The sequence below is a fragment of the Pasteurella sp. WM03 genome (assembly GCF_004570945.1).
In the GTDB taxonomy this organism is placed as follows: domain Bacteria; phylum Pseudomonadota; class Gammaproteobacteria; order Enterobacterales; family Pasteurellaceae; genus Rodentibacter.
The window spans coordinates 23231-38618 of the sequence record NZ_SPPO01000010.1 but is presented as its reverse complement, the minus strand read 5'-3'; the positions used below and the strand labels follow the sequence as shown (position 1 = coordinate 38618).

The following is a 15388-nucleotide window of genomic DNA, read 5'->3' as shown; positions in this document are numbered from 1 at the left end:
GTTGTTTTTCATTGTATTTTTACCATAGCTCTCTCTATAAACAGAGAGGGCTAAAATTTTAGAGATTACTCTTTTCTCACACGTCTCCACGCTTTTGTCATTTCTTCTACACTTTCCTCCTAACTAATTTTCTCTATATTTTATTAATAACAAATACAAATTATTCTTATTGAGATAAACAATTATTTTCAGTTATACTTGTGACTCTTTTTTATTTCATTCATTTTAAGGGAAGCAATCATGATGTTTAAACATAACATTCTTTATACTGCGCTATTTGCCGGAATATCTGTTTCTACACTAGCAGAGACTCAAGTATCTGATGCAAGCTTAGATTCCGAAACCGTATTAGATCAAATCAATGTCATGAGTGAGTTAGAAAAAGCCAAAGCGGCCGGTGAAAAACAAAAAGAAATTGTTAATCTCAGTTTACTGGGGCGACAAACTGCATTTACTTCACCTATTGCGGTTGTTCACTACGATGAAAAAGCCTTTGAAAATTCTCAACAACGTAATCTTTTAGACGGAATTGCTAAAATTGATTCTTCTGTGATGAATTTCGGTGGAGAAACCAATACCTTATCGGGCATTTATGTGCGAGGATTGCAATTGGATGCCCGTCAAATTACGGTGAATGGATTACCAGGGCTTTATTCTACTTATAACTCCCCAACTGCTGCCGTTAGCTCCGCTCAATTAATCAAAGGCGCTTCAACGGCTGTCGCCGGAATGGATCCTGAAGGTGCCGCCGGTTCTTCCTTAAACGTTGAGACCAAACGGGCGACGGATGAAGATATTAATCAACTTGGTTTTGCTTGGTACAGCAACAATCGTTTACAGGAAACCTTTGATTTTAGTCGCCGTTTCGGTGCAAATAAAGAATGGGGTATCCGCCTAAACGGGAAATATCGTGATGGTGATACGGCACGCCATAACTATGACGAACGAAACAAAGAATTGGCTGTGGGTTTGGACTATCGTGGTGAGAAGTTCCGTGCAGGTATTGATTATATGTATGCCAAACGGGCAACACATGGCGGTCGTGCGCGTATTCAAGATATTCAGCGCTTAAACTATCGTTTACCAAGCGCACCAAACGGTGATACAAATTTTGTGCCGCATTGGAACGGTCAAACCACTCAAGATCAAACCATTATGGGAACCTTTGAATATGATCTACCTTATAACATGATGTTATCCGGTGGCTTGGGTTATATGGAATCACGCTATTACGGTACATTCGGTCAAGTTCGAATGATGGATGAAACCACCTATACCGAACAATATCGTTTACAACAACTGAGAGCGATGGACTATCATATTCGTACAACAAGCGGAAATCTAAAATTACAAGGTGAATTTGAAACCGGTTCGATCAACCACAACTGGAATTTAGCATTTGATGCGGTAAGACGCCAACGTGATTTTGATCAGGGGACGGTTTTAAATCAAAATATTTATTCCAATCTTAATCTTTATCATCCGCAATTTATGACATCCCAGCAGCCCAATAAGGCCGTAACGCAAGGCGCAACGAACGAAAAACTAGCCAGTTACAGCCTCGCCTTTGCAGATACCGCTTCATTTATTGATAACACCGTTCGTTTAACACTCGGCGGACGTTTCCAGTGGATTAAGCAACACGCCCTGCCTTATCCGGCAAAACCAGATCGAGATGTTCGCTATCACGAAAATCGTTTTAGCCCAATGGTGATGGCAGCCTATGTACCTAATCCAAACTTAACTTTTTATGCCAATTATTTAGAAGATTTGGAACCGGGTGCAACTGATGAGGATACCGGCGTTATGGCAAAACCTGTTGTTAGCCGACAAATTGAATTAGGGGTGCGTAAAAACTGGAAAGATCTTGCAACCACAACCTTAAGCATTTACCAATTATCACGCCCCGGTGTTCATGCTAAAACCGGACAGGAACAAGGCAAAGAACGTAACCGCGGTATTGAATTAAATATCTACGGAAATCTGCTAAATAGTACATTACGCCCAAGTTTAGGTATCACTTACAATCAAGGAAAATTAATTGATTACCCAAGTTTTGCCGGTCCGATTATCAACGGCTCACAAGTGGCAAGCCCTCGTTGGATTGCTAAAGCCGCCGTTGAATGGGATACCCCATTTATCAGAGCTTTAACACTCAATGCAGCTGTTCAATACTACGGAAAATCCTATCAAGATTATTCTGAAAAATTTGCCTTTCCATCTTATACAACGGTTGATGCAGGTGCTAAATACGTGGCGAAATTAAGTGAGCAACAAAGCCTGACATTCCGTTTTGGAGTAGAAAATTTATTTAATAAATCATACTGGCAGGTTCAACGCGGCCGTTATGATCGTAGCTTTGCTGTGTTAGGTATGCCTCGCACTTATTGGGCTAACGTAGAATATTCCTTCTAATTCATTGAATCTTATCAGGGCGAAACACTCTCGCCCTTTTTTCATTGATAAACATTTATGAACTGGCAAACCGAACTCAATAATAGTTTAAACTGGATTTTGACCGCACTTTTTTGGGTGATAATCTGTGTTACCCTTACAATGACAGCATTAAAACACACAATTTTCGGCAAAAAATTTTGGCGAATTGCCTCGCCATCCATTACCAAGCAAAACCGACTTAAACTGATTGCCATGCTGCTATTGCTTTTCCTGATGATTTTGCTTGAAGTACGGTTTAGTGTGCTCAATTCCTTTTTCTACAATGGCTTGTATAGCTCAATGCAAGAACTCAATGCAGATAAATTTTGGTTCTTTGCTAAACTCAACGCACTTTTAGTACTTATTCAAGTGGTACATACCATTATTGATTATTTTCTACGCCAAGTTTTTGAAATTCGTTGGTTAAAAAGCCTTAATAGGATTTTAGTGAAACGCTGGCTGGAAAATAAAAACTATTATCGACTCAAATATGATCGGGAACTCCCCGATAATATCGATCAGCGAATTGAACAGGATGCACGGGAATTTATCACCAGCACCATGCAAATTGTGCGGGGAATGATAAATTCTGTTCTGACCACCATTGAGTTTACTATTATTCTCTGGTCACTTTCCGGTGTATTAAATATCTTCGGTTTGACTATTGAAAAAGGCGTGGTGTTCTTTATTTATGGCTTTATTATTTTTGCTACCCTAATGTCCGTTTGGATTGGCTACCCATTGATAAAACTCAACTTTAATAAAGAAAAACTCAACGGCGATTATCGTTATTCATTAATTCGGGTGCGTGATAATGCGGAAAGTATTGCCTTTTATCATGGTGAGCCGAAAGAGCAAATTTTACTGAAAGATAAATTTTCTCAAATCATTCGCAACCGTTGGGCGATTGTCTTAAAAATGCTTGGTTTGGACGGTTTTAACAACGGCGTTACCCGTTTTGCCAAACTATTACCATTAATGCTACAAGCCCCCCGTTTTTTTAGCGGCCAAATCAAACTGGGCGATATGCACCAAACCGTGCAAGCCTTTAATCGATTAATGACCGCACTTTCTTTCTTCCGGTTATTTTATGAAGAATTTACCTTATATCAGGCACGTCTTAGCCGTCTTTATGGTTTTATAACCAAATTAGATGAATTGGATAGGTCGGGAATCTCCCAACCTTATACCTGCTCCAATCGAGTGGCATTAAAAGATTTTGGTATAAAAGACGAACAAGGACGCATTTTATTAAATAACATAAATGTAGAACTTGAAAATGGTGATGCGTTACTCATTCAAGGGGCGTCAGGTACAGGTAAAACTACCTTACTCAAAGCCATTGCCGGCATCTATCCTTTTGAAATTATCGGGATTGCGGAACACCCCTGTATGGGAAGTTTATTTTTACCGCAACGCCCCTATATGCCACAAGGGACTTTGCGTGAGGCTATTTGTTATCCGGACATTAATCCTCATCATCCGGACTTAATCAATATAATGCGTGATTGTTGCTTGGAAAAATATCTCCACGCGCTTGATATAGAAAACGACTGGCAAGCCATTTTATCACCCGGTGAATTACAACGTGTCGCGTTCATTCGTATCTTGCTCACCAAACCTGACGTAGTTTTCTTGGATGAAACAACCTCCGCACTTGATGAAGCCACCGAATATCAGCTTTATAAAATCATTAAAGAACGCTTACCGAATATGATTATTCTCAGTATTGGACATCGCAGCACACTCCATCAATTCCACAATAAACAATTGAAATTGGAAGTCTGTATTGTATAGATAAAAGTGCGGTCAAAATTGACCGCACTTTCTCATATTATTGGTATTATACAGCAGTTACCAAAACCTATATTTTGATGTGAGTGTAAGGACACACGACTTGTATCCAATATCAATAACTTTAATGGCTTATAAACAAAGGGCATACTCAGTACGCCTTATATTTTGTATAAATTTTCTATTTTGTGTATTTGCCACATAATACCGAGAAAACCAATAGAATATTATCAAACTCTTATTAATTGATGATTCTTTTATAACTTCAATAAATTTCATTGATTCTATTGCTGCTTTTTTCTCAATGAAAAAACACATCCCACAATAACTATCGCAGCACCAAAACCTTGATAAACCGAAATGGTTTCCCCCAAGGTGACATAACTAATTAAAGCCGTAGATAAAGGTACGGTTAATTGAATAATGTTAAAAACAACAATACCTTGCTTTTGAACGATATAAAATGCCAACAACATTCCCGTTAGCATTCCATACATTCCTGCAAAAATTAACCCTATTAATAAACCGAAACTCACATCCTGCAACTGATAAATAACGCCGCTATTTTTAGCTAAAATCAGATAAAAAATACCGGATAACGTAGCGGTAAAAGCACTGATAACGACAGCATTTAATTTTTTTGAAACCTTTTTAACAAAAAGATTTTGGATAGATTGAATAAATATGGCGGTGCCTAAAAAAAGTGAACCCGTTATAAAATCGTTACCGCCACTAGCATTATTTCCCTCAATGACAAATAGCAAAGAGCCAATGATAGCCAAGGCGCTCCCAATATAAAAATTCTTTTGTTTTACCTTTTCCCTTTCATCTCGAAAGAAAATTGCCGCCATAATAACGGCTAAAGGCATTGAGATAATACCAAAAACGCTACCCGCTAAAGCCGAAGTATATTTAAGACCATTAATAAAAAAATACATATTGGCCGTCATAAAAACAGCCAACAAAAGAAGATAAAAAATGATTGCCGGTTCTCTTAACAACTTAACTAACTCATTCCTATATTTTAAGACACAAATAAAAACAAATAATAAACCACCGGAGATAAATCGAACCGCATTATTATTTAGTGTTTCAAAATGAATACTCATATAACGCATAATAGGAAAGCCAAAACCCATTAATAAAACATAAGAAAATCTTATTAGAAAATCATTACTCATAGGAAAAATTAATATAAAGGTAAGTAATATTGATGATTATAAGATATTTTTATGTTTTACCAATAAAAAAATGTAGATATGGTGTAGAAATACAACAGCGCATAAGAAGAATTCAGTCATATCCTCAAGTAAGTAAAATTAGCTTAGCTAATAATCGAGATTCAAGGGTACGGTGGAATTGATTGTTAGAATCTGCAATTCAATCAGTTTTCGGTCTTAATTATTTCATAAGAAGAAAAAGTCTATTTCCAAATACACACTAGCTTTAAGATTTAATTTCATTATAATGCGCGTGCTTTTTTAATAGAATATGAAGGAGTTTTGATGAAAAAAGTTCTTTTAACAACCGCACTTTTTGCATTTTCAACAAGCTTATTTGCTTCAACACCGGAACAAAACAAAGCCGCTGCGCTTGATTTCTATGAAATGGTATTTAATCAACATAAGTTACAAGAAGCCAGTGACAAATATATCGGTAAAGAATACTTACAACACAATCCAACCGTGGCAGACGGTAAACAAGCCTTTATTGACGCGTTTACGCCGTTCTTAAAAGCCCATCCAAAATCAAAAGCAACCGTAAAACGTGTATTAGCTGATGGCGATTTGGTTGCCCTACATGTTCATAGTCAGTTAAATGATGAAGATCGTGGTGAGGCAGTTGTGGATATTTTCCGTTTTGATAAAGATGGCAAAATTGTAGAGCACTGGGATGTCATTCAAGCTGTACCGGAAAAAACGGAGAGCGGGCGTAGTATGTTCTAAGAAAAATGCGTGGAAATCCACGCATTTGTTATTTGTACCGTTTTTTCACCGCATTTTTATCCTGTTCACGTAATCGCTCTAACTTTTCTTTAATTTGAATTTCCATCCCACGATTTGTCGGAAAATAATATTGTGTCTCTTTGAGTTCTTCAGGGAAATAATTTTCACCGGCAGCATAAGCATTGGGTTCATCATGAGCGTAACGATATTCCACCCCAAACCCCAACTCTTTCATCAGGTTAGTAGGCGCATTGCGTAAATGAGGCGGTACATCATAATCCGGTAAGTTTTTGGCTTGCTGTTTTGCCGTATTAAAAGCGGTATAAACCGCATTACTTTTGGGGGCAACGGCAAGATAAATAATCGCTTGCGCTATGGCACGCTCTCCTTCATAAGCCCCCACTCGGGTAAAACAATCCCAAGCGGCAAGTGCCACTTGCATCGCACGGGGATCGGCATTCCCAATGTCTTCCGAGGCAATGGCTAACAGCCGTCTTGCGACATAAAGCGGATCGCCACCCGCCGTTAAAATACGTGCATACCAATATAATGCCGCATCAGGTGCTGATCCCCGAACGGATTTATGCAAAGCTGAAATAAGATCATAAAAGCGATCACCCTGTTTATCAAAACGGGCTTGACGCTCGCCCAGTACTGTTTTCAGTAAAGTGCGGTCAATTTTTTTGCCGTTTTCCGTTTCATCTGCCATATCCACCATCAGTTCAAGACAATTCAAGGCGAGACGGGCATCACCATTAGCATATTCAGCAAGCGTCCGTAATAAATTCTCTTCTAAAATTAACCGCTCTTTTGCCAATCCACGTGCCGAATCTTGTAGTGCCTGCTGAAGCACGGATTCTATTTCATCAACGGTTAAAGATTTCAACACATATACCCTTGCACGAGAAAGTAAGGCATTATTCAATTCAAAAGAGGGATTCTCTGTTGTTGCACCGATAAAGATAATCGTGCCGTCTTCAATATGAGGAAGAAAAGCATCCTGCTGGCTTTTGTTGAAACGATGCACTTCATCTACAAATAAAACCGTTTTTCGAGCAGCGAGACGGTTTTGTTTTGCACGCTCAATGGCTTCACGAATTTCTTTTATCCCACCGGTAACCGCTGAAATGCGTTCAACATCCGCGTTAATTTGATTAGCAATAATTTCTGCCAATGTGGTTTTGCCCGTGCCGGGCGGCCCCCAAAAAATCATAGAATGAATATGACCGGCTTGAATCGCTTTACGTAGCGGTTTACCTTCACCAATAAGATGTGATTGACCAAAATATTGATCGAGATTGGTCGGGCGCATTCTGGCGGCAAGGGGACGAAAATCATTTTCCGAAAAATCAAAATCAAGATTCGCCATCATTTTTTCCCATTAAAGCATTTAAAATAAAAATCAAGGGCGTAATTAATACGCCCCAAGCATTACTTTTTACGTTGGTCATCCAACTCCACGCCTTTAGGTGGATTAAAGCTAAATAAACTATCAGGGAGAGATTGGTTGGTAATATTACGCAACACGTAAAGGTTGGTTTGTCCGTCTTTTTCTGTGGTGCTGAAATTTTTCAATACACCATTGGCATCCACACGAATATCAAACTGTTTAATATTACTTTTCGCTGATTTAGGTTTTAACACAAAAGTATCTACCTGCTGCGTTACCGAATACTGATTCCAATGGCTTTTATCATCACTGGTCAGCAACACAAAAGGGGTATTATTTACTGCATCTTTCACCCATTGTGCCGTCACTTGTTGTACAAAAGGATCGTAATACCAAAGGGTTTTGCCGTCAGCAATAATTTGTGTTTCTTGTGGTGATTTAGTCTCCATTCTAAATAAATTCGGGCGTTTAATTTGAATTTTCCCACTCCCTTGTTGCACATTTTTTCCCCCCGCAGCAGTAACTGTTTGGGAAAAATCCGCACTTAATACATTTACTCGTGTTAAACGTGATTGTAATTCACTTGCGGCATCAGCAAGTGCGATAGGGCTAAAACTCATTAACCCCAAGCCCACCACACCAAGTGCGGTCACAAAAAACGTTGTTTTTTGAACGTTGGCTTTGCCAACGGCCTCGTGAGAGGTGAACAAACGAGCGAGCGAGTTTGTGAATAATTTTAACGATGTTTTTTTCATTTTACTTTCCTTTTTAAAAGAGAAATTAATAATCCAGACGACGTGCAAGAATTTCACGTTTACCATTTTGCATGGCACTCACAACGCCTTGTTCTTCCATTTGATCCATAATTCTGGCAGCACGGTTAAAGCCTACGCTGAATTTACGTTGAAGGGCAGAAACAGAAGTGGTGCCTGTTGTGAGAACAAACTCCATCACTTCATCAAATAGCGGATCCAGTTCCCCACTGCTTCCTGCTGATTTTTCCGCACTTTCTTCCTCATCTGCACTGTCCAAAATGCCGTCAATATAATCCGGTTTTCCACGGGCACGCCAATCATCGGCAATACGTACCACTTCATCATCACTCATAAATGCACCATGAACACGAATCAGATCGGATGATCCCTGTCCAGAATAAAGCATATCGCCACGACCTAATAAGGCTTCAGCCCCGCCCTGATCCAAAATCGTACGGGAATCAATTTTACTTGCCACCGTAAAGGCAATACGGCTTGGCACATTCGCTTTAATTAATCCGGTGATTACATCTACTGACGGACGTTGTGTTGCTAATATCAAGTGAATCCCAATTGCTCGTGCTTTTTGAGCAAGACGGGCAATAAATTCTTCGATTTGTTTCCCAGCCACCATCATCAAATCGGCAAATTCATCGACAATCACTACAATATAGCTTAATTTTTTCAGTGCCGATGGCATTTGATCCATCGTATCGCCCGGTTTCCAAATTGGGTTCGGTACAGGCATTCCCATGCCTTCATATTCATCAATTTTTTCGTTAAACCCTTCAATATTTCGTACACGAAGAGCGGAAAGTAGCTGATAGCGGCGTTCCATTTCATCGACACACCAACGTAATGCATTCGCCGCTTTTTTCATATCGGTAACAACCGGCGTGAGCAAATGTGGAATATCGTTATAGACAGAAAGTTCTACAACTTTTGGGTCAATCATAATAAACTTCACTTGTTCCGGTTGAACACGGAAAAGCAAACTTAAAATCATAGTATTCACGCCAACCGATTTACCGGAACCCGTTGAACCTGCCACCAGTAAATGAGGCATTTTCGCCAAATCCACCACAACAGGTTTACCACTGATATCTTTCCCTAATGCCATCGGTAAAAGCGCTTTAGAATCACGGAATTCATTGCAGTCTAATACATCACGTAACGGCACAATTTGACGGTGGGCATTCGGTGTTTCAATACCAATATAGGGTTTACCCGGAATCACTTCTGCGACACGAATAGAACGGAACATCAACGCACGTGCCAAATCCGTATCAATATTTGTCACTTTTGAGGCTTTCACTCCCGGTTGTAATTCAAGCTCGTAACGTGTGACCACCGGCCCGACCAATACATCTTTCACCACCGCTTTGACGTTAAAATTACGAAGCTGCTGCTCAATACGTTGCGAGATATTGTGAATTTCCTCTCTAGTAATATCTTGTGCTTGTGTTGGACGATATTCCAATAAATCCAAACTCGGCAACGGCGTAGTCGGTTTCTCACGTTTCGTTGTCGGTTGTTGGAATGCCGGATGAATCAATGAATCGCCATAAGGCTTATAAATCGGTGCAGTTTCTTTCTCTTGTGTGCTTTGAATAGCGGTTTGTGGCTCTGCTAAAATGACTTTTAATGTTTCTTCTGCATTTAAGGCTTTAGCACGGGCTTCCATTTCTGCAAGGCGCTGTTGCTCTTGCTCAGCAAATTGACGTGCCAAATCATCCATTTCATCATTCACTTCATCAGAAAGTGCGGTCAATTGTGATGATGAATTTTGCGTAGCCGGGGCGAGCGTGACCGTCGGTATTGTGGGCTCATTTAATTTAGAAACCGAGGAAAAATCAGCCGTACTTTGTTCTTCTTCAATATGGTGTTGTTGGCTTGTGTTTTGCCAAATCGAAACAGATGGCTGAAATGTGGCTTCACCATAAGCCGCAATGCTTACTTTCGGTAATTCATCAAAGGTTTCAGCTTTGAAAGCATCAAAATTTTCGTGAAATTCAGATGTCATTTGTTTGGAGTCAGAAGGGCGCGTCATTGATGGTGACAAACCACTGATATTAATCAGCGTTTCCGGTTGAACAAGAGGCGTTTCAGCATCCTCACTCGCTGTTAAATGTTTTTCCCCACTTTGAACCGGTTCTTCTGTACCATTATCTCTGTTCATCACCAAAGATTCCGGCTTTTGAATCACAATTTGTTCAAGCTCCTCAACGGATGTTGAAGACTGTTCTATATCCCGTGGATTGTCATTTTTCATCGTCAACCAATGATAAAAACGGATAATAAGGCGGATCAAAGAAGCGCCTGAACAAAAAATAAACCCCACAATGGTGAGAGTAAAACCCAGTAGAATACAGCCAAATTTTCCTAAAGTTGGATAAAGCCATACGACAAGACTACCGCCTAACACCCCACCGGATAAATAATAATTGGTATTAGAAAATAACAAGGTGACTGCCATGGTTAACCCAATTACTAAAGTGATAAAACCAAAGCTTCGTAGCAAGATTTTAGTCACAGATAAAAAGCGAACCGCTTTTGTTTTCAACAAAAACGTAGGGATAAGAAAAATCAAAAAAGGAAGTAAATTGCCTATATAGCCAAAAAACACAAAAAACGCATCAATTAACCATGCACCAAAAGTACCGGCTTTATTAATGGTTTCGGTTTGAAAACTTGCGGTTGACCAAGAATTATCCAGTGGTGTATAGCTTGACCAAGCCACAATCATGTACAAACCGAAAAGTGCGATCAAGCCTAAAATCAATTCAGCGAGATATTGTTTCGGTGTAAATCGTTCAGTAATTTGTTTAATCATTTTTTATTTTAAAACAAGATAATTAGTTTGTTTGACTTCTTCCATCACAACATAGGTGCGAGTATCGTTCACACCGGGTAAACGAAGTAGTGTTGTGCCTAATAATTTTCGATAAGCCGCCATATCTGCCACCCGAGTTTTCAATAAATAATCAAAATCACCGGACACAAGATGACATTCTTGAATTTCATCAAGGGCTTGAATCGCTGCATTAAATTCTTCAAATACATCAGGTTTACCACGAACAAGTGTGATTTCAACAATCACTAAAAGTGGCGCATCAAGTAACTCTGGATTAAGCAAGGCACGATAGCCCATAATCACGCCTTGCTTTTCCAAACGTTTTACCCGTTCTAAACAAGGGGTCGGTGATAATCCAACTTTTTTGGAGAGGTCAATATTTGAAATTTTGCCATTGCGCTGTAGTTCATTAAGGATTTTAATATCAATCGCATCTAGCGGCTTCTTTTTTTCCATTTTGTTTTGTCCCCATTATTTACGGCATTATGTAGCAGTTGCATAAACCTAATTTTGGAATTGTAGGGATACACTGCCTATGTCCTTTATAAAATCAAATTATTTCAATATGTTACTATCAGACACACAGTGTGTCCCTACTACTTCATTGAAATTCCTACTTTTGTGTGCTTGCTACATAATACCGATTATTTATGCAAGGTATTCTAATTGATTTTGCCGAAGTTTTCAGTATGACAATGAATTTCTAGAAATTATCCAGAATCGCTAACGCATCCGCTAATTTTTTCACCGTAAAAACTTGCATATTTTCGACCGCACTTTTCGGTTTATTGCCAAAAGGTACAATGGCACGTTTAAATCCGTGTTTTGCTGCTTCACTAATACGTTCTTGCCCACTCGGTACAGGACGAATTTCACCGGCAAGTCCTACCTCACCAAAGATCACTAAATCTTGTGGTAAAGGGCGATTGCGAAAACTGGAAATTAGTGCAAGTAATAAGGCTAAATCCGCACTGGTTTCCGTGACTTTCACCCCACCTACAACGTTAACAAATACATCTTGATCCGCCATCTGTAATCCCCCGTGGCGATGCAGTACCGCAAGTAATAACGCCAAACGGTTTTGTTCTAACCCTACCGCAACACGACGTGGATTTGACAACATAGAATGATCCACTAAGGCTTGAATTTCAACCAATAACGGGCGTGTCCCTTCCCACAATACCATCACAGAACTACCCGATGTTTGCTCGTCACCACGGCTAAGAAAAATCGCTGATGGATTTTTTACCTCACGTAAACCTTGTTCCGTCATACCAAATACGCCCAGTTCATTCACTGCCCCAAAGCGATTTTTATGACTACGTAGGGTACGATAGCGGGAATCCGCCTCCCCTTCCAAAAGCAAGGAGCAGTCTATGGCATGTTCCAACACTTTGGGGCCGGCAAGTGTGCCGTCCTTTGTCACGTGCCCCACCATAATAATCGCTACTTGTCGGGTTTTCGCATAGCGTGTCAAAAAAGAAGCACATTCCCGCACTTGCGCCACACTACCGGGCGAAGATTGAATATCAGCCAAATGCATGACTTGGATAGAATCAATCACGATAATTTGTGGTTTGAGTTGATCGGCAAGATTACAAATCTGCTCTACCGAAGTTTCAGAAAGCATATTGAGTTTATCATTCGGTAAACCTAAGCGATTCGCTCTCATTGCCACTTGTTGTAAGGATTCTTCCCCCGTCACATAAAGTGCGGTCATTTTTTGAGCCAAACCACACATCACCTGTAACAACAAGGTACTTTTTCCGGCACCGGGATGCCCCCCGATCAAAATCGCACTGCCCGGTACAATTCCCCCGCCCAGTACACGATCAAGCTCTTTAAATCCACTGGTAAATCGTGGCGTTTCCTGCAAACTAATTTCTGACAGCGTTTGAATTTTTGCCTGCGTTTCACCGGCATAACCACTGAAACGGTCATTTTTGCTTTTTACCGCAGAAATCAACCGTACTTCGCTAATGGTATTCCACGCTTTGCAAGCAGAACATTGCCCTTGCCAACGGGAAAACTCTGCACCACAATCATTACATACATAAGCCGTTTTAGGGGCTTTCGCCATGGTATTTCTCCATCAAATAAAACTGTTTTGAACACGCAATATCGAATAGCGATACTTTTTAATGATACAGGCTTGATTCGCCCGATACCGATAAACGCATTAACTGAATCATTCGTTCAAAATATAAACGTGTCTTAAAAAGTGCGGTCAATTTTTCAATAGTTTTTTCATTATCCTTGGTTTCACTGTGAAAACGAATCAAAGCCTGAATATCGTCAAGAAACCTTTGATTACTTTCAAGCAACTGTTGCAATATACCATCTTCTACCGAGTCTTTGTTTCTCTGTTCTAATACCTGCTCAAACAATGTCTTATTTTCATCGTAATAATGGTACAAATTGAAAAATGCCCCGACCCGTTCCACGGTTTTCATAAAATCTTGGCTAAAAAACGAGGGCGCTAAAGACAAGGTTTCTTCCACCAATGCTTGCTCCATTTTTAAAATTCGGTGAAATTTTGCGTTAAAATCTACCGCACTTTCTTCTCTATCTTTGTTCAAAAAATCACGCCATTTATCTAGCCAATCCGTTAAAACTATGGGGCTACTAAGTTGATAGCCACGCTTCGCCTTGCTCGCACTGCTAAAATAAATATCGCTCAAAACGGGCAAATCTTCCACAAAATAGAAAAGATCGCTGACTTTCCCTTCTTTTAATTCAAACTCAATTTCACAAATAGGTTGTGAATGCCCGTCGCTCACAATCTCCCCTTGATCAAAGGCGACTTCAATTTTGGAATCTCGAAATTCAACTAACCAAAAAGTGCGGTTAAAATCCGTAGAGAATATGGCATTTAATGGCGCATTGGGTAACTGCTCAAAGTGGTACAAATTCCGTAGCTGTTCATTTGTCGGCGTTTCTTTTTCTTCCAGCGACAAATTATATTCCGGACGCTCGTGCAAACCGCCTAGGACTTTTCCGTTAGTTTTGAGGGTTAATGTAAAGGTTTGATTTTCTTGACGAATACGTAATCCCATCTTTTGCTTAGCAAGAAAATGATCGGGATAATCATAATAAGTATTCCCTAAATCAATATTTTTACATCCTAATAGATTAAATTGTTGTAGATGTTTTTCAAGTAAGTGAAATATTTCCGGAGAAACAGCAAGTTTGAGTTCAACTTCATTGGTCATGAGGATAAATCCTTTATTAATTTAACTGGTTAAATATACAAGTAAATGTAAATAAATCAAGGTTTTTTGTGTTACTTCCCTTCTACTTGATAATAACGAAATAAAAACTTTTTTTATCCATAATATTTCAGAAAATGCTTATTCAAACCGTTCTTGTATGAATGTTTTCTAGAGATATACATAAAATATTAATCAATAACCCGATAACCGCCATCTATAAAATCAATTCTATTTCAAATAAAAATCAGGTAATATGCGCACGAATTTCAACCCCCTGTTATGGAGTAAATGAGATATGGCAATGAATAATATTCTTGGATTATTTGCCCACTCACCATTAAAACCTTTGCAGAAACATTCCGACAAAGTGACAGAATGTTGCGATCTTTTGATTCCTTTTTTTGAAAAAACCTTCTCAAAAGATTGGGAAAATGCAGAAAGCGTGCGTTTAGAAATTTCTCAACGCGAACGTGAAGCGGATAGTCTCAAACGTGAAATTCGTTTGAAATTACCGCGTGGTTTATTCTTACCCATCGATCGTACCGATTTATTGGAATTAGTCACACAACAAGACAAACTTGCAAACTTCGCCAAAGATATTGCCGGTCGGATGATTGGTCGCCAGTTTGGTATCCCGGAAGAAATGCAAGAAGATTTTTTGAACTATGTTCGCCGTAGTTTAGATTCCATTCATCAAGCCCATTTGGTGATTGAAGAAATGGATAAATTATTAGAAACCGGCTTTAAAGGTCGTGAGTTACAGTTAGTCAACAATATGATTCAGGAATTGGATAGCATTGAAGACGATACCGATCAAATGCAAATTAAACTACGAAAAATGCTTTATACCATTGAAAGCCGTTACAATCCGATTGATGTAATGTTCTTATATAAAATTATTGAGTGGGTAGGTGTCCTTGCCGACCAAGCACAACGTGTCGGTTCACGTATTGAATTAATGTTAGCGCGTTCATAAAACTCATATACATAGGAAAAAGACT

The 15388-nt window shown here is 39.4% G+C and carries 11 protein-coding genes; 4 read left to right on the top strand and 7 right to left on the bottom strand.

The annotated features are described in order from the left end of the window. Positions 1 to 240 precede the first annotated feature (240 nt). Both E4T92_RS09545 and E4T92_RS09540 read left to right on the top strand, forming a co-directional pair. Positions 241 to 2415, top strand: coding sequence for a TonB-dependent receptor (locus E4T92_RS09545; protein ID WP_135094459.1), 2175 nt, complete (start codon positions 241 to 243; stop codon positions 2413 to 2415). A gap of 57 nt (positions 2416 to 2472) precedes the next feature. Further along, positions 2473 to 4233 carry an ABC transporter ATP-binding protein/permease gene (locus E4T92_RS09540; protein ID WP_135094457.1) on the top strand — a complete coding sequence of 587 codons (1761 nt, stop codon included), beginning with the start codon at positions 2473 to 2475 and terminating at the stop codon, positions 4231 to 4233. Between the two features lie 281 nt (positions 4234 to 4514). Here the strand turns inward: E4T92_RS09540 and E4T92_RS09535 are convergent, their stop codons facing one another. Continuing rightward, positions 4515 to 5411: a DMT family transporter gene (locus E4T92_RS09535; RefSeq protein ID WP_135094455.1), complete on the bottom strand. Its 897-nt coding sequence runs from the start codon at positions 5409 to 5411 to the stop codon at positions 4515 to 4517. A gap of 324 nt (positions 5412 to 5735) precedes the next feature. On the opposite strand from E4T92_RS09535, the gene E4T92_RS09530 reads away from it, so the two are divergent. Then, a complete protein-coding gene (locus tag E4T92_RS09530; protein WP_077541984.1) occupies positions 5736 to 6176 on the top strand; it encodes an ester cyclase in 441 nt (146 codons plus the stop codon). A gap of 28 nt (positions 6177 to 6204) precedes the next feature. On the opposite strand, the gene E4T92_RS09525 is transcribed toward E4T92_RS09530, so the two are convergent. The 6 genes from E4T92_RS09525 to E4T92_RS09500 all read right to left on the bottom strand — a co-directional run bounded on the left by E4T92_RS09525 (position 6205) and on the right by E4T92_RS09500 (position 14387). Next, positions 6205 to 7545: a replication-associated recombination protein A gene (locus tag E4T92_RS09525; RefSeq protein ID WP_135094453.1), complete on the bottom strand. Its 1341-nt coding sequence runs from the start codon at positions 7543 to 7545 to the stop codon at positions 6205 to 6207. A 62-nt stretch (positions 7546 to 7607) separates the two neighbouring features. Next, the gene (gene lolA / locus E4T92_RS09520; protein WP_245232450.1) at positions 7608 to 8186 is read right to left on the bottom strand and encodes an outer membrane lipoprotein chaperone LolA; all 579 of its coding nucleotides are present in this window, start codon (positions 8184 to 8186) and stop codon (positions 7608 to 7610) included. Between the two features lie 160 nt (positions 8187 to 8346). Then, complete coding sequence (locus tag E4T92_RS09515) at positions 8347 to 11154, bottom strand: DNA translocase FtsK (RefSeq protein ID WP_135094449.1); 2808 nt, start codon at positions 11152 to 11154, stop codon at positions 8347 to 8349. A 3-nt stretch (positions 11155 to 11157) separates the two neighbouring features. Further along, on the bottom strand, positions 11158 to 11631 hold the full coding sequence (gene lrp, locus E4T92_RS09510; RefSeq protein ID WP_135094447.1) for a leucine-responsive transcriptional regulator Lrp: 474 nt from the start codon (positions 11629 to 11631) through the stop codon (positions 11158 to 11160). 247 nt (positions 11632 to 11878) lie between these two features. Further along, on the bottom strand, positions 11879 to 13255 hold the full coding sequence (gene radA, locus E4T92_RS09505) for a DNA repair protein RadA (RefSeq protein ID WP_135094445.1): 1377 nt from the start codon (positions 13253 to 13255) through the stop codon (positions 11879 to 11881). 58 nt (positions 13256 to 13313) lie between these two features. After that, entirely contained in the window at positions 13314 to 14387 is a 1074-nt protein-coding gene (locus tag E4T92_RS09500; RefSeq protein WP_135094443.1) for an inorganic triphosphatase, read from the bottom strand. 295 nt (positions 14388 to 14682) lie between these two features. On the opposite strand from E4T92_RS09500, the gene E4T92_RS09495 reads away from it, so the two are divergent. Continuing rightward, positions 14683 to 15363 carry a TIGR00153 family protein gene (locus tag E4T92_RS09495; protein WP_077541977.1) on the top strand — a complete coding sequence of 227 codons (681 nt, stop codon included), beginning with the start codon at positions 14683 to 14685 and terminating at the stop codon, positions 15361 to 15363. Positions 15364 to 15388 lie beyond the last annotated feature (25 nt).

What these genes read in the sequence shown, in the direction of transcription:
- E4T92_RS09495 (WP_077541977.1), top strand. Translation starts at nt 14,683, where the DNA reads ATGGCAATGAATAATATTCTTGGATTATTTGCCCACTCACCATTAAAA.
- E4T92_RS09500 (WP_135094443.1), bottom strand. Translation starts at nt 14,387, where the DNA reads ATGACCAATGAAGTTGAACTCAAACTTGCTGTTTCTCCGGAAATATTT.
- E4T92_RS09515 (WP_135094449.1), bottom strand. Translation starts at nt 11,154, where the DNA reads ATGATTAAACAAATTACTGAACGATTTACACCGAAACAATATCTCGCT.
- lrp (WP_135094447.1), bottom strand. Translation starts at nt 11,631, where the DNA reads ATGGAAAAAAAGAAGCCGCTAGATGCGATTGATATTAAAATCCTTAAT.
- E4T92_RS09525 (WP_135094453.1), bottom strand. Translation starts at nt 7,545, where the DNA reads ATGGCGAATCTTGATTTTGATTTTTCGGAAAATGATTTTCGTCCCCTT.
- E4T92_RS09535 (WP_135094455.1), bottom strand. Translation starts at nt 5,411, where the DNA reads ATGAGTAATGATTTTCTAATAAGATTTTCTTATGTTTTATTAATGGGT.
- E4T92_RS09540 (WP_135094457.1), top strand. Translation starts at nt 2,473, where the DNA reads ATGAACTGGCAAACCGAACTCAATAATAGTTTAAACTGGATTTTGACC.
- E4T92_RS09545 (WP_135094459.1), top strand. Translation starts at nt 241, where the DNA reads ATGATGTTTAAACATAACATTCTTTATACTGCGCTATTTGCCGGAATA.
- radA (WP_135094445.1), bottom strand. Translation starts at nt 13,255, where the DNA reads ATGGCGAAAGCCCCTAAAACGGCTTATGTATGTAATGATTGTGGTGCA.
- E4T92_RS09530 (WP_077541984.1), top strand. Translation starts at nt 5,736, where the DNA reads ATGAAAAAAGTTCTTTTAACAACCGCACTTTTTGCATTTTCAACAAGC.
- lolA (WP_245232450.1), bottom strand. Translation starts at nt 8,186, where the DNA reads ATGAGTTTTAGCCCTATCGCACTTGCTGATGCCGCAAGTGAATTACAA.